We start from the raw sequence: 16441 nt of genomic DNA on the forward strand, positions 1-16441 counted from the left end.
GAGCGAATAATGCATCCTTTATTAGATGTAAAAAATCTCTACGTTCGCTTCAAAACACCAGATGGCATCGTCACAGCAGTGAATGACTTAAACTTCACGCTGAATGCAGGAAGCACGCTGGGCATCGTAGGCGAAAGTGGTTCAGGCAAGTCACAAACAGCCTTTGCTTTAATGGGTTTATTGGCAGCCAACGGTGAAGTGGACGGCTCTGCCATTTTTGAAGGTAAAGAATTAGTTAATTTACCGAATGCTGAGTTGAATAAAATTCGCGCCGAGCAAATTTCCATGATTTTCCAAGATCCCATGACATCACTCAACCCATACATGAAAATCGGTGAACAACTCATGGAAGTGCTGCAATTGCATAAGGGCTATGATAAACAAACTGCCTTTGCCGAATCCGTGAAAATGTTAGATGCAGTTAAAATGCCAGAAGCAAAAAAACGCATGGGTATGTATCCTCATGAATTTTCGGGTGGTATGCGTCAACGGGTGATGATTGCAATGGCCTTATTGTGTCGTCCAAAACTACTCATTGCTGACGAACCAACAACCGCTTTGGACGTGACGGTTCAAGCGCAAATCATGACCTTGTTAAATGAGTTAAAACGTGAATTTAATACTGCAATTATTATGATCACTCACGATTTAGGTGTGGTGGCAGGTATCTGCGATCAAGTCATGGTGATGTATGCTGGGCGAACCATGGAATACGGCACAGCGGAACAAATTTTCTATCATCCGACTCATCCTTATTCCATTGGCTTAATGGATGCGATTCCTCGCTTAGACGGCAATGAAGAACACTTGGTAACCATTCCAGGCAATCCACCGAATTTATTGCATTTGCCAAAAGGTTGTCCGTTCTCACCTCGTTGCCAATTTGCTACCGAACAATGCCAAACTGCGCCAAAACTGACCACATTTAATCATGGTCAATTACGCAATTGTTGGTTACCCGCGGAGAAATTTAACCTATGACAGTCTCAAACAACAAAGAATTACTCCTTGAAGTCAATCACTTAGGCGTCAGTTTTAAAATTAAAAATGATAAATCCCTTTTCTTTGCAAAACCGCAAACCTTAAAAGCGGTGAAGGATGTCTCTTTTAAACTTTACGCAGGTGAAACCCTCGGCGTAGTGGGTGAATCTGGTTGCGGTAAATCCACACTTGCACGCGCTATTATCGGTTTAGTCGAAGCGAGTGAAGGGGAAATCTTGTGGCTTGGTAAAAATTTGCGAAAACAATCAGCGAAACAATGGAAAGAAACGCGTAAAGATATCCAAATGATTTTCCAAGATCCGCTCGCCTCTCTCAATCCGCGCATGAATATTGGCGAAATCATTGCTGAGCCATTAAAGATCTACCAACCGCACTTAAGCGCCGCTGAAGTGAAAGAACAAGTGCAAGCTATGATGTTGAAAGTCGGGCTTTTACCAAACTTGATTAACCGCTATCCGCATGAGTTTTCTGGTGGCCAATGTCAGCGTATCGGCATTGCTCGCGCGTTAATCATTGAGCCGAAAATGATCATTTGTGATGAACCTGTTTCTGCGTTGGACGTGTCCATTCAGGCACAAGTAGTGAATTTATTGAAATCCCTACAAAAAGAAATGGGGCTTTCCTTAATTTTCATCGCCCATGACTTAGCGGTGGTAAAACACATTTCTGACCGCGTATTAGTCATGTATTTAGGCAATGCTATGGAATTAGGCAGCGATGAGGAAGTTTATAACAACACTAAACATCCTTATACCAAAGCCTTAATGTCTGCAGTTCCGATTCCCGATCCAAAATTGGAACGCAATAAATCCATCGAATTGCTTGAAGGTGATTTGCCTTCCCCAATTAATCCGCCATCAGGTTGCGTATTTCGTACTCGCTGCCTGAAAGCTGATGAAAATTGTGCGAAACAAAAACCACCTTTCACCAGCCAAAACAACAGCCATTTTGTGGCTTGTTTAAAAGTCTTATAAAACAAAAAGTGCGGTTAAAATGATCTGCCCCCAAAAAGTTAGACTGTCATTTAAAGGATTGTTTTCGATATTGTATCGGACTCAGTCCTTTTAATTTTAGTTGAATCCGTCGGTGGTTATAGTAATCCAAATAATCTCTGACGGCATCAACTATCTCCTCTCTACTGTTAAATTCCCGACCATAAAAACATTCTGTTTTTAATCGTCCAAAGAAACTTTCTATTGCGGCATTATCCAAGCAATTCCCTTTTCTCGACATACTTTGAATGATGCCATTTTCAGCTAAAATTCGACGATAAGCTACCATTTGATATTGCCATCCCTGGTCTGAATGTAAAATGACACCACAAGCTTTATTTAATCCTTTGACGGCTTGCATTAACATGTCCTCTACTTGCGCCCAGTTTGGGGAATAGCTGAGATTATAGGAGACTATCTCATTGTTAAATAACTCTAAAATTGGAGATAAATAGACTTTACTCCCATCTTTCGCCTTAAACTCGGTGATATCGGTCACCCATTTTTGTTTCGGGCCGTTGCACTAAAATCTCGCTCAAGATGATTCGGTGCAATCACCCCTATCGTGCCTCGATAGGTCGTAAATTTCTTGCTTTTTCTTGACCGCACTTGAAGCCCAAGTGTCTGCATTAAGCGTTGGACTTTTTTATGATTTACGTCTGGTAAACAGGCATGAACACGTCGGTAGCCATAATCAGGATGATTGGCTTTGATGCGTTTAATGGCCTTTTTCAACAACTCATCCTTATCCGGTTTAATCTGAAGTTTCGCAAAAAACGTACTACGCGCTAACTGTGCAAAGCCTAAAAGCCATTTTAACGGATAGCATGTTCTTAACCTTTGGATAATTTCCGTTGCTCGGCTTCGTCCTGAAGTCTGAGCCTTCTCAACTCCTTTAGGTAGGCCACCTCCGCTTCAAGCTGTAAAATTCTCAGGCGTAAACGGTCTTCTTCTGTTTTGGGTGGCGGTGGCATTTTTGCATATTTGAGTTTCATCAGCGGTCGTCCTGATGGTTTACGGGGAATCAGTCCTTTTATGCCACTTTTTTCAAACCGTTTCAACCATGTCCCGACTAGGGCGCTGGAAGGAACATTGTAAAAACGAGCTGCTTCTCTAATACTCATTTTCTCATTCAAAATAGGTTGGAGAGCCTGTAATTTAAATTCGATTGTGTAGTGTTTACCCATAAAAAATCTGCACCTCAATTGTTGGTTGTTGAGTCCAACTTTTTGGGTGCAGATCAAAATTCACCGCACTTTCTACTTTTACAATTCTAATTTTTCTTCAATTACTTTAGCCAAATCATCTAACATCGCATAACGCTTGCGATACATAGAACGTTTCTTACTCGGTACCTCATCAAGATTTCTATCTATTTCTAAAGGTAATTCCCAATAATCTTTCAACTGTCCACCTGATTCAGCAAAAATCGCATCATAATCTACAACATAATGAGAACTTTGAATAAAACGCGATTTATTTTGATATTTTTGTGGTATGCCCAATAATGTCTCGAAACCCAACGCTTTCGTCAATGCTTTCATTGTTTCCACCATCAAATAAGCAGGGCGCAAACCATAACAAGTTTTTGTGAGTTGCTTTACCATCTCTTTAGAACCTTCAAAATTGGGTCCCTGCACCACAGAAATAAGCAACGCCTCATCAAGTTTGGCAAAAGTAAGCAAATATACTAATTCATCACGTGGTTTATGCCATAACTCCAGCACCCAATAACCTTCCATCGGTTGGTGTGTGGTCATCGACAATGTCATTTCAAAATCAGGAATCACTTCACCAAAACTTAATGGTGTTTTATAAATAGGTGCTGAAAGTGCGGTCAATTTTTCAGGTAAAAAAAGTAGATTCTCACAGATAGCTTGAAAACGCTGTTTGCTGTTAAAACGTTTATCTAAAAAGCGATAAACTAATGGATAACTATAATCTGCATGTTCATTTAATAACGTCACAAGAAAAGGATGCTGGTTAATAAATTGCTCAAATTGAGCAATTAATCCACGGTGTAAAAAAGCGCGAAGACGATAACGTAAACGCTTAAGCGCATAAGAACGCCCAGGGCGATCGGGATAAACAGCCTCAGCTTTTGTCCAACGATATTGATTTTCTTGAGATTCCATAGGTATTGGTATAATTAAAAGATATTTTAAATGATTTAAAGTGCGCATTCTCTCATAATTTCAGCAATTTTTCTATTTGTGATATGCTAAGGTCAATTGATGAAAGGAACTATTATGTCTGAAATTAAACTGAATTATCATAAAACACATTTTCTTACGAGCGCCCCAAATATTCGTTCTATCCCAGAAGATACAGGGATTGAAATTGCTTTTGCAGGACGCTCAAATGCTGGAAAATCAACCGCACTTAATGCATTAACCAATCAAAAAAGCTTAGCTCGAACCTCTAAAACACCTGGTCGTACACAGCTCATCAACCTTTTTGAAGTAGAGCCGAATTGTAAACTGGTAGACTTACCCGGCTATGGTTATGCTGCTGTTCCTGAGAAAATGAAAATCGAATGGCAAAAATCCCTCGGGAATATTTGCAAAAACGCGAATGTTTAGGCGGGCTTGTTGTTTTAATGGATATTCGCCATCCTTTAAAAGATCTCGACCAACAAATGATCGAATGGGCTGTTTCTGCTGATTTACCGGTTATGTTACTTTTAACTAAAGCGGATAAACTCAGTCAAAGTGCGCGTAGCAAACAAGTCAAAATGGTACGTGAAGCCATTTTACCCTTCCAAGGTGATATTCAAGTCGAAGCCTTTTCTGCACAAAACAAAATTGGCATTGATAAATTGGCTGCCAAGTTAGATAGTTGGTTTGCGCCACTTTTCGTGTAGTTTTTTATCAAGAAAAAGTAATTTCTGCGATCAAGATCGCAAAAAAAAGTACAGGATGCATGATTTCATTCTGTGCTTTTTTTATAGTGCGAAAATCTGATTATTTTTGACCGCACTTTAAGGAATCTGAATGTCTCTTGCCATTGTTTATAGCCGTGCATCAATGGGGGTACAAGCCCCTCTTGTTACCATTGAGGTACACTTAAGTAACGGAAAGCCTGGATTTACCTTAGTTGGTCTACCTGAAAAAACAGTGAAAGAAGCACAAGATCGTGTCAGAAGTGCATTAATGAATGCCCGGTTCAAATATCCTGCTAAACGCATCACCGTTAACCTTGCACCAGCCGATTTACCCAAAGAAGGGGGACGATTTGATTTACCTATTGCAATCGGTATTTTAGCCGCATCAGATCAACTTGATGGTAGCCGTTTAAAACAGTTTGAATTCGTTGGCGAGCTCGCATTAACAGGTGAATTACGTGGCGTACACGGCGTGATTCCCGCCATTTTAGCAGCACAAAAAGCGAAACGAGCCCCCATTATCACTTATCAAAATGCCAATGAAGCTTCACTTGTCTCAGAACAAGAAACTTATTTCGCTAAAAACCTTTTGGAAGTCGTACAATTCTTAAATAATCAAGAAAAATTACCTTTGGCCTCATTACTCACACAAGAAAGTGCGGTCGGATTTTCAGTTAAAAATCACTTAGATTTGACCGATATTATTGGTCAGCAACATGCTAAACGAGCACTAACGATAGCGGCAGCAGGTCAGCACAACCTACTCTTTTTAGGGCCACCTGGGACGGGTAAAACAATGTTGGCAAGTCGTCTTACTGCATTGCTACCTGAAATGACCGATTTAGAAGCCATTGAAACCGCTTCGGTTACGAGCTTAGTACAAAATGAATTAAATTTTCATAACTGGAAACAACGTCCGTTTCGAGCGCCACATCATAGTGCCTCATTACCGGCCTTAGTAGGTGGGGGAACCATTCCAAAACCAGGCGAAATATCGCTCGCACATAACGGCGTACTTTTTCTTGATGAATTACCTGAGTTTGAGCGTAAAGTGCTTGATGCACTTCGTCAACCATTAGAAAGTGGAGAAATTATTATTTCGCGTGCCAATGCTAAAATCCAATTTCCTGCTCGCTTTCAATTAGTTGCGGCGATGAATCCAAGTCCAACCGGGCATTACACTGGAACACATAATCGAACCTCGCCGCAGCAAGTGATGCGTTATTTAAACCGACTTTCAGGGCCATTTTTAGATCGCTTTGATTTATCTATTGAAGTACCTCTTCTGCCACAAGGTAGCTTACAGAATACAGGGGATAGAGGTGAGACAAGCCAACAAGTACGAGAAAAAGTCTTAAAAGTGAGGGAAATTCAACTTGCTCGAGCCGGTAAAATCAATGCGTATCTTTCAAGCAAAGAAATTGAACGAGACTGTAAATTACAAGATAAAGACGCGCTATTCCTTGAAAATGCACTCAATAAGCTTGGACTTTCAGTAAGAGCCTATCATCGGATTTTAAAAGTCTCACGCACGATTGCTGATTTAAATGACGAAAAAGAAATACAACAATCTCATTTAGCAGAAGCGCTAGGGTATAGAGCCATGGATCGGTTGTTACAGAAATTATCTATCACTTAAAAAATAAAAGGGCGAATAATTCGCCCTTTTTTCTTCTATTCTTAATAATAAGAATGTTCACCGCGTTGGTGTTCGGTTACGTCTCTTGCACCTTTTAATTCATTTGGGAAGAGCGAAACTAACTGTTTCTCTACCCCATCTTTTAAGGTTACATCAACCATCGAGCAACCATTACAGCCACCACCAAATTGTAGAACAGCATAACCATCATCGGTAATTTCAATTAGCGTGATTTTACCGCCATGGCTGGCTAATTGTGGGTTAATTTGTGTTTGGATCACGTACTCTACGCGCTCAATTAAAGGCGCATCATCTGCAACTTTACGCATTTTTGCGTTAGGTGCTTTTAAAGTAAGCTGAGCGCCAAGCTCTTCGGTTACATAATCAATTTCTGCATCTTCTAAAAACGGTAAACTAATTTCATCTACAAATGCAGAGAACGTATCGTACTTCATTTCAGTATCAGTCGCTTCAACTGAATTTAGCGGGCAATAAGATACGCCACATTCTGCTCCAGGTGTCCCCGGATTCACGACAAAAATACGAATATTTGTACCTTCTTCTTGTGTATCTAAAAGTTTCCGAAAATGTGCTTGTGCAGCATCTGAAATAAAAATTTGTTCCATAAATAAAGTCCTAATACTTGATGCAATATATCAAGAATGATACTCCTATACGGCAATTTTTTCTACATTTATTCCTATTTTTATAGATATAGATAAATCCTATCTTTAAAAATTTAGGCTCTCGCTAAACCCCATACTTGAATTTCTTTTACACCTAATTTTCGAAGTTGTTTGGCTATCTCTGCTAACGTTGAACCAGTTGTAATCACATCATCCACCAAAGCAACGCATTCATAAGGGAAGGGCTTTTCGGTATCCACTGTAAAAGCATTTTTAAGGTTTTGTCGCCGATCTTTCGCCGTTAAACCTCGCTGAGTATGGGTATGTTTAATCCGTTTCACCACATGATGACAGTTAGGCACATCACACCAACAACTTAACCAATTAGCCAATAAATCAGCCTGATTATACCCCCGATACCATTGTCGAAAATGATATAGCGGCACTGGAATAATCGCCTGAGGCAACGAGAGCCCATGCGTTCGTCTCGCCTCTCGCACCGCGAGATAAAGCAAACGCGATAAACTGCAATCTAACCAAAACTGTTTTTGGAATTTAAAACGATGAATAAGTGAAGAAATCGGTTCGAGGTAATGCCCAATAATCACAATACGATCCCAAGCGGGTTCATTTTTCAAACAATGTCCACAGCCCATTGCATAATGCTGCAAGGGTGAACCACATCGACCACAATAAGGGAAAGTTTTAATTTGCTTCTGACATCGACTACACAATCCATTTCGACCAAGATAAATAGATCGCTTGCAATGCACACAGCTAAACTGAAAAAAATGGGAAAACATAAGAGAAATTGACCGCACTTTATTTTTTTGCTTTTTCTGCTTGCTTAAAATGCTTTTCTTTCTTAGCCATTTCCATTCTTTCACCTTGTTTTAAAATATGAGGGGTCACAAAAATTACGAGTTCTCGTTTTTGATGTCGTTCACTTTCCTTACTAAATAGACGCTTAATACCTGGAATATCACCCAATAATGGTACTTTATCGACACCTTTCGTGATCGTATCGTGGAATACACCACCCAATACAATCGTTTCGCCATCTTTGGCAAACACTTGCGTATTAATTTCTTGTTTATCAATGGATACCACTTCATTTTGTCCGTAAGCCACGCGATTTCCCGGAGAATTTTGACTGACTAATAAATCCAATAGAATATTATTATCCTTCGAAATATGCGGCGTGACTTCTAATCCTAAGACAGCCTCGCGAAACTCCACTGACTGTGTATCATTTTTCCCATTTGTCACCACATAAGGAATTTCTGTCCCTTGTTTGATGCTTGCACTTTTCTTGTTGGTCGTAAGTAAGCGAGGACTCGCAATGATCTCCACGTTATTTTCACGTTCAAGTGCAGTCAATTCTAAGTCTAATAATCGACCATTAATTTTAGCCACTTGAAGCGCTAATGAGCCAGCTGGCGTGACCGTTGTCGCAAAATTCACGTTTAAATTATTACTGATATTACTAAAGCCATTCGCATCTAAGCTGCCACCCACTCGATGGGCTGCCTCAGTAGGATTAAAAATGCCCCAACGCACACCTAATTCTTTTAGGCTTTCATCTGTAATCGTCACAATACGTGCTTCAATCACGATTTGTTCAATGGGTTTATCCAACTCTGCGATTAATTTTTTGATATTTTTTATAGAACGTGCATCATCCTGAATCAGTAATACATTGCTTCGGTCATCAAAGGTAATTGTGCCGCTAGGTGAAAGCAAAGAACCACTACCAGTTGTTAAAGATTTCATCACATCAGAGGCCTTGGCAAAATGCAGTTTAACCGTTGTACTCACAAGTGGTGTTTCACTAGGCAAACTTTCTCCGCTAATTGCCATAGGTTCTGTCATTTTCTCTGCATATTGCTCATGTTGAGAAGGCTTACCCAAATAATAAATACCATTTTCTTGATAAAAAGAGAGCCCTTTGATTTTTGCTACAGAACGCAATAAACGATCAAAATCTACATTATCCAATTGCAATGAAAGCGTTCCCTCTAATTCATCATCAATCATTAAATTAGTATTTTGCTCAAGAGCAAGTTGCTGTAGTGTCGCCACCATGGGAGCTTGTTTTAAGCGAAGTGAAAATACGCGATTCTCTGCCGCTGAGTAGGTCGTCCATAGGATCAAAAAACACATTAAAAACTGACCGCACTTTGTTTTTATTTTCTGCTTTATCATTTTAAAATCTCATTATGATTGAGGTCGTTTGTTCACATTGCCCTGCTTTATAACTTTGAAGCGTCACGCTGTTTTTACTCACTTTTTCGACTAAATAGCCTTCTTTTCCAATCCTCTGCCCGACTTGAACAGACAGAATATGCCCATCATCATTAAATAACACTTCTGCCTGTTTACCATATTGCACGACTCCCACAATGTGTAGCTGAACCAATGGGCGTTCCTCCGCCAGTCTCGGCTCCGAATACACGCAAGCCGACACCGGCGGTAGGGTGAGCCCCTCTTTTGAATATTCGGTTTGTTCTCTTTGTTTACGATCAAAAGGATCTTGTGAAAATGCTGATACAGAAAAAAACGCTATCAAGATTAAGAAAAGTTTTTTCATTATTTGTCCTTATTTAGTTGGAAAATTAACTCACATGTAATAGAAGCATTTTCCTCTTCATCTAATTTCTCAATGTTTAATTGCGTTAAAGAAAGTGTAGGAACATCGTTTAAAAGTGCGATCACAAATTGCTGTAAATCGACAAAATAGCCTTGCAATGATAAATGCAACAAAGTATGTTGAGAAAAATCCCAACGTAAATCCAACGATCGAAGTCGCCCATTTAACAACGCCTGTACATGCTGATTAATCGGCAATACAGAATTAGCTAATTCTGGAGAAAGTTGTCGGCTGTCTGACTTTTGTCTTAAGGTTTGTAAAATCTTTTCCTGTTTATCCCACTCTTGCTGCTGCAAACTCAATTCTGCGTCAAGTCGATGTCGTTCATTACTCTTTTCAACGTAACGAAAAACAGGTAAAAAGATGACCGCACTTAATGCACTCAACCAAAAGGCGGCATGGACCATTTGAGGTAATCGAAGCCATCTCCCAAACCAACTTTGTACACTTTTTTGAACAAGCTCATTGATAAAGTTCCTCATTGCACAGACTCCGATAACTGAATATCAAATTGAAAAAATAACTGATGTTGCACTGGCTGAAACTTAGTTAAGTTAACCTCTGTAAAATGACGTTTGAGAAATTGATGTATCTCCTCAAACTCTTGTTGGCTTTCTGTCGCGCCTGAAAGGACAACTTGCTTCGCATTGAGCGTAAATTCATCTAACTCGCCCTGTTGTAATGGGAACTCAGTTAATAAATTAAGCAGGCGATACACATATTCTGTATCCATTTCCGTCAGCTCATTCATTTCTTTCAAATCATGTTGTAGTTGTTGAACTTGAATGCGTTTCTGATGGACTTGATGAGTTATTTGTGTCAGTTTTTCTTTTGTCTGACTTAGGGCTTGCCCTTGTTGTTCATTAAGTTGGTTCAATCCAATGACAATCAAAACTGAACAAGCTAGCCAAATTAAACCTTGACACATAAAACGACGAAAGGCCTTTTGATGTTGTTCTAAGCGCCAAGGCAATAAATTAAGGCTAAACATCACCACTCTCCCGATTAACTAAAGGCAAAAGTGCGGGAGGTTTTAAAGATAACTCCACTAGCTTTAAATCGGTTTGCCACAGTGCATTACCTAAAGCAATAAAAGGGAAATCTGTTTCAATACGCTGCCAATCTTTAGGCTGTAATTCGATTGTATGTGAATTCAACATATCGGGCGTTTGATACACATAAACCTGTTCTATCGTTTCGGGAAAGCGTTGGATAAATTGTTGATAAAGTTCGGATAAATCACCTTGAGATTGCAAGACTTGTCGTTGTTGTAAGCGTTCACAAACGGCGAGACATCCTTGTTGATCTTGATATAAAAATAAGGCGTTAGTCGGCTCTTGACCTAAAATGGCATAAAATGCGCGTAAAATACTGTGATTCAGTAAATCAAGTGCGGTCAATTTTAACGGTAGATATTTTGCTAATTCTGCATTGGCGCTTTCTTGTCGAATAGCCGTGATATCCAAACGAAAACCTTGTTTTAATGGCGTGGTCAGATAATCAAACCATAATTCATCCAAAGGAATCGGTAATTCTTTTTGCAAAATAAAACGACATTGTTGTTCACACTCCTGAACATTGAGTGTTTGCGGTAAAATAAGCGTTTTAGACCAAGTTAAATGGGGTGAAATAGCACCGATAAAACAACATTGGTTTGTTTTTTGCGGTAAATGAGGTAATAACTGAGAAAAAATATCCTTTTGTCGTCCATTCAAGCAAATAGATTGAACTTTGTTGAATTCATCTAGCCAAACAAAATAGAGGTTATCTTGTTGTTTACTCACACCAATTTGTTGTTTTCGCTGCTTTCTATGAGCAATTCCCATATTCTTTCCTATTCTTTAAGGGATTAATCTTTTATACTTAGCAGCCAAAATCATAATTTTGATTTTTTGAATATTCATTAAACCAGAGAGAATTTTACGATGCGGATCGCAAAATTAATATTAAGTACCCTATTTACGATATGTATACTGGGGTTAGTCGCCGGTGGTGTACTGTATTTTCACTTAAAATCCTCCTTACCATCGGTAGAAAGCCTAAAAACCGTCGAGTTACAACAACCGATGCAAATTTATACGGCTGATGGCAAATTGATCGGTGAAGTCGGTGAACAACGCCGTATTCCAGTGAAATTAGAAAATGTACCTCAGCGTCTGCAAGATGCTTTCTTAGCGACGGAAGATAGCCGTTTTTATGACCATCACGGTTTAGACCCTGTCGGTATTGCTCGTGCGATTTTTGTTGCTGTCAACAATGGTGGTGCATCTCAAGGGGCAAGTACCATTACGCAACAGCTTGCACGTAACTTCTTCTTAACCCCGGAAAAAACCATTATTCGTAAAGCACGTGAAGCGGTATTAGCGGTAGAAATCGAAAATGCTCTAAGCAAACAAGAAATTTTAGAGCTTTATTTGAATAAAATTTTCTTAGGCTATCGTTCTTATGGTGTCGCAGCCGCTGCACAAACCTACTTTGGTAAAAACTTAGATGAATTAACGCTCTCTGAAATGGCTGTGATTGCAGGCTTACCAAAAGCACCTTCAACAATGAACCCATTGTATTCACCAAAACGTGCGGAAGAACGCCGTAATGTGGTATTAGGTCGTATGTTGGATGAAAACAAAATCACCAAAGCAGAATATGATGCAGCCATCAAAGAGCCAATCGTAGCGAGTTATCACGGTGCAAAATTTGAATTCCGTGCAGACTATGTGACTGAAATGGTTCGTCAAGAAATGGTAAAACGTTTTGGTGAGGAAGATGCTTACACCAAAGGTTATAAAGTCTTCACAACTGTACTGTCAAAAGATCAAGCAGAAGCACAAAAAGCCGTACGTAATAACCTGATCGATTATGATATGCGTCATGGCTGGCGTGGTGGCGCGCCTCTATGGAAAAAAGGTGAAGCCGTATGGGACAACGAGCGTATTGTCGCTTTCTTGAAAAAATTACCTGATTCAGAACCTTTTATTCCAGCGGCGGTAACCGCATTGGGTAAAAATGGTGCAGAATTACTTTTAGCTAATAATGAAACGATGACGCTATCTTCAAACGCAATGCGTTGGGCAGGTAAATCCCCCGTTAAAGTGGGCGAACAGATTTGGATTCGTAAACGTGATAACGGTGAGTGGGTGTTAGGCCAAATTCCAGCAGCTAACTCTGCATTAGTTTCATTAAACTCAGATAATGGTGCAATTGAAGCCATGGTGGGTGGTTTTAGCTACGAACAAAGTAAATTTAACCGAGCAACCCAATCTTTAGTGCAAGTCGGTTCTTCGATTAAACCATTTATCTATGCAGCTGCATTAGAGAAAGGTTTAACGCTTTCAAGCGTATTACAAGACAGTCCTATCTCCATTCAAAAACCAGGACAACCTTTGTGGCAGCCGAAAAACTCACCTGATCGTTATGACGGTCCAATGCGTTTACGTGTGGGTTTAGGTCAATCTAAAAACATGATTGCCATCCGAGCCCTACAAACCGCAGGTGTTGGCTTTACAGCTGACTTCTTACAACGTTTTGGATTCAAACGTGACCAATATTTTGCCAGTGAAGCACTTGCATTAGGTGCAGCGTCTTTCACGCCGCTTGAAATGGCGCGTGCTTACGCGGTATTTGATAATGGTGGTTTCTTAATTGATCCTTACCTTATCGAAAAAATTCAAGATAACACGGGTAAAGATTTATTTATTGCTAATCCGAAAATTGCTTGTATCACCTGTAACGACATTCCTGTTATTTATGGTGAAACCAAAGATAAAATTGATGGTTTTAAAGATGTCGCAGAAGTGGCTAACCCTGACAATCTAAAATCTGCTAAAGGTAATAGCAACACCGATACAGATGAAGGTGAGGGTGATCAGCAACCTGAGAATGTACTAGACTTGCCAGAGCTTCAAACATCAGCATTAAATGACGGTTCTGTTGATTTAATGGCGGATGCGAAAGACGGTGCGGCAAAACAAGAGTACGCCCCTCGTGTGATTAGTGGTGAATTAGCCTTCTTAATTCGTAGTGCATTAAATACGGCGATTTATGGTGAGCAAGGACTTAGTTGGAAAGGTACCAGCTGGCGTATTGCTCAAAGCATTAAGCGTAGTGACATCGGCGGTAAAACCGGTACCACGAATAGTGCAAAAGTTGCTTGGTATGCGGGCTTTGGTGCTAACTTAGTGACAACGACCTATGTCGGTTTCGATGATAACAAACGCGTATTAGGTAAAGGTGAAGCGGGTGCGAAAACCGCAATGCCTGCCTGGGTTGCTTATATGAAAGCTGCACTTTCTGATGTACCAGAACGTCAACTCACACTTCCACCAAACATCATGGAAAAAACCATTGATAGTAACTCTGGTTTACTTTCTGAAGGTGGTGGTCGAAAAGAATACTTTATCGTCGGTACTGAGCCTAAACGTACTTACATTGCGGAAATGCAAGAGCGTGGTTATTATGTTCCACCAGAGTTACAACAACGTCTAAACGGTGGAACAGGTAAAACTAAAGATGCCATTCCAGCAACGCAACCAGAAGAATTATTCTAGTACTGATTAAAATACTAAAAGTGTAGTTAATTTTAAATGCCTTTCCGATCTCAATTTGTGAAAGGCATTCTTTTACTCAAAATATTTTCAATATTAGTGAAATTTTAAGTTTGATAAATTTATCTAGAGCAGTTGCCTATCTCTTGTTTCCGTAATAAACCATAACCCAATTAAACTCAATACAGCATTTAAGGTTAAGTAAATTCCAACACCTTTTAAGCCATAATTTGCATTTAGTGGTAACGCAATAATTGCTGCTACACTGGCACCGAATAAGCCTGAAATATTGTAGGTCAACGATGCACCGGAATAACGAGCATGTGTAGGAAATAATTCTGGTAAGAAACTCGCAAGGGGGCCATAACCCATACCAATTAATCCCATTCCAATGATTAAGAACCAAAACAAACTCACAGTTGTTCCATTTTCTAGAAAATACGGTAAGACTAAGCCAAAAAGAGCAACGCCAACAGTCGTCCAAATTAACCAAATTCTTCGTCCTACTTTATCTATATATTTGCCCGAAATTGTAATAGTAATGGCGAGTGAAACGGCACTAAACATTAATAAAACAGTAAAAATTTGTGGTGAAAAACCTAATCCCATTGCATAGCCAGCTTCTGATACGGTTGGGGCAGATTTTGCATAAATTTGGCTGAAAGCGATCATAATATAAAAGAGCACATAACCTGCAATGCAGATCAACATGCCTAAAAAGAATGGTTTGAAATGAGTAACGATCACTTCCATCATCGGTAAAGTTTTAGGTTTAGGCTTGTTAAGTGCGGCAATAAATATTGGTGCTTCCGTAAGTTTTAATCGAACATACAACCCAATGGCAACTAATACAAAAGAGGAAAGAAATGGAATTCGCCATGCCCAGTCACTCATTGCTGCTTGTCCAAAAAGCGCGGTAATGAGTAAAAAGACACCATTGGCAAGTAGTAATCCTAGAGGAGCGCCTAATTGTGGAAAAGTGCCATACCAACCACGTTTTCCTTCAGGTGCATTTTCGATTGCCACTAATGCAGCGCCGCCCCATTCGCCACCTAAACCAATGCCTTGACCGATACGACACAAGCAAAGTAAGATGGTTGCCCATATTCCGACACTGTCGTAAGTCGGTAATAAGCCGATCACTACGGTTGAGATTCCCATTACTAACAGGCTCATAACAAAGGTATTTTTTCTTCCTAAGCGATCGCCAAAATGTCCGAATAATACCGCCCCCAGAGGACGAGCAATAAAAGTCAGTGCTAGTGTAGAAAGTGCAGCAATTTGGCCCGAAAGTGGGTCAGCTGCGTAGAAAAATTGATGATTGAAAACGAGCACCGCAGCCATGGCATAAATATAGTTATCGAAATATTCAATAGCGGTGCCAATCATTGTTGCCATTGCTACACGTTTCAAACTATTTGGCTTATTCAGTGGTTGCATCCGCTTGCCTCCTTTAATGCTTTGGTGCTTGCCTTTATATCTTTGGCTTGACTGATTGCGGTTATTACCGCGATACCATCTGCGCCGTATTTTCGTAAAGTTTTTACATGCTCTAATTTTACTCCGCCAATAGCTACAAGTGGTTTTGTGATACCTGCTTTTCTCAAGGTTTGAATAAACGTCATTCCTAGAGTAGGTTTAGGATTTTCTTTTGACTGAGTCGGAAAAATTGGACCAATACCGAAATAATCAATTTCAGATAATTCCTCTCCGATTTTGGCTTCGTCTAAACGGTTGACTGACCAACCAATAATGAGTGGTTTATTGGTTCTTACTCGAATCGTTTTGACGGGCGTATCACTTTGTCCAATGTGAATACCATCTGCTTCAATTTCTAAAGCTAAATCAACGTTATCATCGACAATAAATGGCACATTATATTGACGACATAAATCTTGACAGCTAATGGCTAAAGAACGTTGTTCCATTGGCGAATTTTCTAATGAGAATTTGCCTTTATCGCGAAATTGAAAACAGGTAATGCCACCTTCTAAAGCTTGTTTTAGTACAAAGAGCAAGTTTTCTGCCGGATTCTCACCTAAATGTCGGCAATCTTGCGTGCCCGCTACAAAATAGAGCGGTAAAATTTCTTGAATATTTTTCATCT

The 16441-nt window shown here is 39.8% G+C and carries 14 protein-coding genes and 5 pseudogenes; 6 read left to right on the top strand and 13 right to left on the bottom strand.

What is annotated here, in order from left to right; genetic code table 11:
* Positions 1-9: 9 nt before the first annotated feature.
* Positions 10-981, top strand: a complete 972-nt coding sequence (locus DX522_RS04365) for an ABC transporter ATP-binding protein (RefSeq protein WP_115179952.1) — start codon at positions 10-12, stop codon at positions 979-981.
* On the top strand, positions 978-1976 hold the full coding sequence (gene oppF, locus DX522_RS04370; protein ID WP_115179953.1) for a murein tripeptide/oligopeptide ABC transporter ATP binding protein OppF: 999 nt from the start codon (positions 978-980) through the stop codon (positions 1974-1976). The genes DX522_RS04365 and oppF overlap by 4 nt, the downstream gene beginning before the upstream one ends.
* A 46-nt stretch (positions 1977-2022) precedes the next feature.
* On the opposite strand, the pseudogene DX522_RS04375 reads toward oppF, so the two are convergent.
* From DX522_RS04375 to DX522_RS04390, 4 genes and pseudogenes are all read right to left on the bottom strand, one after another.
* Positions 2023-2564: pseudogene (locus tag DX522_RS04375) on the bottom strand (IS3 family transposase); the annotation flags it as partial.
* A gap of 33 nt (positions 2565-2597) precedes the next feature.
* Positions 2598-2732, bottom strand: a pseudogene (locus DX522_RS12045) (IS3 family transposase); the annotation flags it as partial.
* Positions 2733-2827: 95 nt separating this feature from the next.
* A complete protein-coding gene (locus DX522_RS04385) occupies positions 2828-3181 on the bottom strand; it encodes a helix-turn-helix domain-containing protein (protein ID WP_115179956.1) in 354 nt (117 codons plus the stop codon).
* Between the two features lie 78 nt (positions 3182-3259).
* The gene (locus DX522_RS04390; RefSeq protein ID WP_115180885.1) at positions 3260-4129 is read right to left on the bottom strand and encodes a VirK/YbjX family protein; all 870 of its coding nucleotides are present in this window, start codon (positions 4127-4129) and stop codon (positions 3260-3262) included.
* A gap of 114 nt (positions 4130-4243) precedes the next feature.
* Between DX522_RS04390 and yihA the strand changes: the two are divergent.
* A pseudogene (yihA, locus tag DX522_RS04395) lies at positions 4244-4857 on the top strand (ribosome biogenesis GTP-binding protein YihA/YsxC).
* Positions 4858-4987: 130 nt separating this feature from the next.
* Positions 4988-6517 (top strand): YifB family Mg chelatase-like AAA ATPase, encoded by a 1530-nt coding sequence (locus DX522_RS04400; protein ID WP_115179957.1) that lies wholly within the window; start codon positions 4988-4990, stop codon positions 6515-6517.
* Positions 6518-6558: 41 nt separating this feature from the next.
* On the opposite strand, the gene nfuA is transcribed toward DX522_RS04400, so the two are convergent.
* The 7 genes from nfuA to DX522_RS11465 form a co-directional block, all read right to left on the bottom strand.
* The gene (gene nfuA / locus DX522_RS04405; RefSeq protein ID WP_115179958.1) at positions 6559-7143 is read right to left on the bottom strand and encodes a Fe-S biogenesis protein NfuA; all 585 of its coding nucleotides are present in this window, start codon (positions 7141-7143) and stop codon (positions 6559-6561) included.
* Positions 7144-7256: 113 nt separating this feature from the next.
* A complete protein-coding gene (locus DX522_RS04410; protein ID WP_115179959.1) occupies positions 7257-7946 on the bottom strand; it encodes an amidophosphoribosyltransferase in 690 nt (229 codons plus the stop codon).
* A gap of 19 nt (positions 7947-7965) precedes the next feature.
* Positions 7966-9348, bottom strand: a complete 1383-nt coding sequence (locus tag DX522_RS04415) for a type IV pilus secretin PilQ (protein ID WP_115179960.1) — start codon at positions 9346-9348, stop codon at positions 7966-7968.
* Position 9349: 1 nt separating this feature from the next.
* On the bottom strand, positions 9350-9733 hold the full coding sequence (locus DX522_RS04420; protein ID WP_115179961.1) for a pilus assembly protein PilP: 384 nt from the start codon (positions 9731-9733) through the stop codon (positions 9350-9352).
* The gene (locus DX522_RS04425) at positions 9733-10275 is read right to left on the bottom strand and encodes a competence protein ComC (RefSeq protein ID WP_115179962.1); all 543 of its coding nucleotides are present in this window, start codon (positions 10273-10275) and stop codon (positions 9733-9735) included. The genes DX522_RS04420 and DX522_RS04425 overlap by 1 nt, the downstream gene beginning before the upstream one ends.
* On the bottom strand, positions 10272-10784 hold the full coding sequence (locus tag DX522_RS04430; protein WP_115179963.1) for a competence protein ComB: 513 nt from the start codon (positions 10782-10784) through the stop codon (positions 10272-10274). Before DX522_RS04430 ends, DX522_RS04425 begins: the two co-directional genes overlap by 4 nt.
* Complete coding sequence (locus DX522_RS11465) at positions 10777-11619, bottom strand: competence protein ComA (protein WP_151197595.1); 843 nt, start codon at positions 11617-11619, stop codon at positions 10777-10779. The genes DX522_RS04430 and DX522_RS11465 overlap by 8 nt, the downstream gene beginning before the upstream one ends.
* A gap of 99 nt (positions 11620-11718) precedes the next feature.
* On the opposite strand from DX522_RS11465, the pseudogene DX522_RS04440 reads away from it, so the two are divergent.
* Positions 11719-13569, top strand: a pseudogene (locus tag DX522_RS04440) (penicillin-binding protein 1A); the annotation flags it as partial.
* 75 nt (positions 13570-13644) lie between these two features.
* A pseudogene (locus DX522_RS12050) lies at positions 13645-14337 on the top strand (penicillin-binding protein 1A); the annotation flags it as partial.
* 123 nt (positions 14338-14460) lie between these two features.
* Here the strand turns inward: DX522_RS12050 and DX522_RS04445 are convergent.
* Positions 14461-15765 carry an MFS transporter gene (locus tag DX522_RS04445; RefSeq protein ID WP_262054283.1) on the bottom strand — a complete coding sequence of 435 codons (1305 nt, stop codon included), beginning with the start codon at positions 15763-15765 and terminating at the stop codon, positions 14461-14463.
* Positions 15762-16439 carry a thiamine phosphate synthase gene (thiE, locus tag DX522_RS04450; RefSeq protein WP_115179966.1) on the bottom strand — a complete coding sequence of 226 codons (678 nt, stop codon included), beginning with the start codon at positions 16437-16439 and terminating at the stop codon, positions 15762-15764. The genes DX522_RS04445 and thiE overlap by 4 nt, the downstream gene beginning before the upstream one ends.
* Between the last annotated feature and the right edge of the window lie 2 nt (positions 16440-16441).

The organism is Haemophilus parainfluenzae, from assembly GCF_900450995.1.
Classification (GTDB): Bacteria; Pseudomonadota; Gammaproteobacteria; order Enterobacterales; family Pasteurellaceae; genus Haemophilus_D; species Haemophilus_D parainfluenzae_O.

Coding starts and splice junctions, on each gene's coding strand:
- DX522_RS11465 (WP_151197595.1), bottom strand. CDS start 11,619: ATGGGAATTGCTCATAGAAAGCAGCGAAAACAACAAATTGGTGTGAGT.
- DX522_RS04390 (WP_115180885.1), bottom strand. CDS start 4,129: ATGGAATCTCAAGAAAATCAATATCGTTGGACAAAAGCTGAGGCTGTT.
- thiE (WP_115179966.1), bottom strand. CDS start 16,439: ATGAAAAATATTCAAGAAATTTTACCGCTCTATTTTGTAGCGGGCACG.
- DX522_RS04400 (WP_115179957.1), top strand. CDS start 4,988: ATGTCTCTTGCCATTGTTTATAGCCGTGCATCAATGGGGGTACAAGCC.
- DX522_RS04430 (WP_115179963.1), bottom strand. CDS start 10,784: ATGTTTAGCCTTAATTTATTGCCTTGGCGCTTAGAACAACATCAAAAG.
- DX522_RS04365 (WP_115179952.1), top strand. CDS start 10: ATGCATCCTTTATTAGATGTAAAAAATCTCTACGTTCGCTTCAAAACA.
- DX522_RS04410 (WP_115179959.1), bottom strand. CDS start 7,946: ATGTTTTCCCATTTTTTTCAGTTTAGCTGTGTGCATTGCAAGCGATCT.
- nfuA (WP_115179958.1), bottom strand. CDS start 7,143: ATGGAACAAATTTTTATTTCAGATGCTGCACAAGCACATTTTCGGAAA.
- DX522_RS04385 (WP_115179956.1), bottom strand. CDS start 3,181: ATGGGTAAACACTACACAATCGAATTTAAATTACAGGCTCTCCAACCT.
- DX522_RS04425 (WP_115179962.1), bottom strand. CDS start 10,275: ATGAGGAACTTTATCAATGAGCTTGTTCAAAAAAGTGTACAAAGTTGG.
- oppF (WP_115179953.1), top strand. CDS start 978: ATGACAGTCTCAAACAACAAAGAATTACTCCTTGAAGTCAATCACTTA.
- DX522_RS04420 (WP_115179961.1), bottom strand. CDS start 9,733: ATGAAAAAACTTTTCTTAATCTTGATAGCGTTTTTTTCTGTATCAGCA.
- DX522_RS04415 (WP_115179960.1), bottom strand. CDS start 9,348: ATGATAAAGCAGAAAATAAAAACAAAGTGCGGTCAGTTTTTAATGTGT.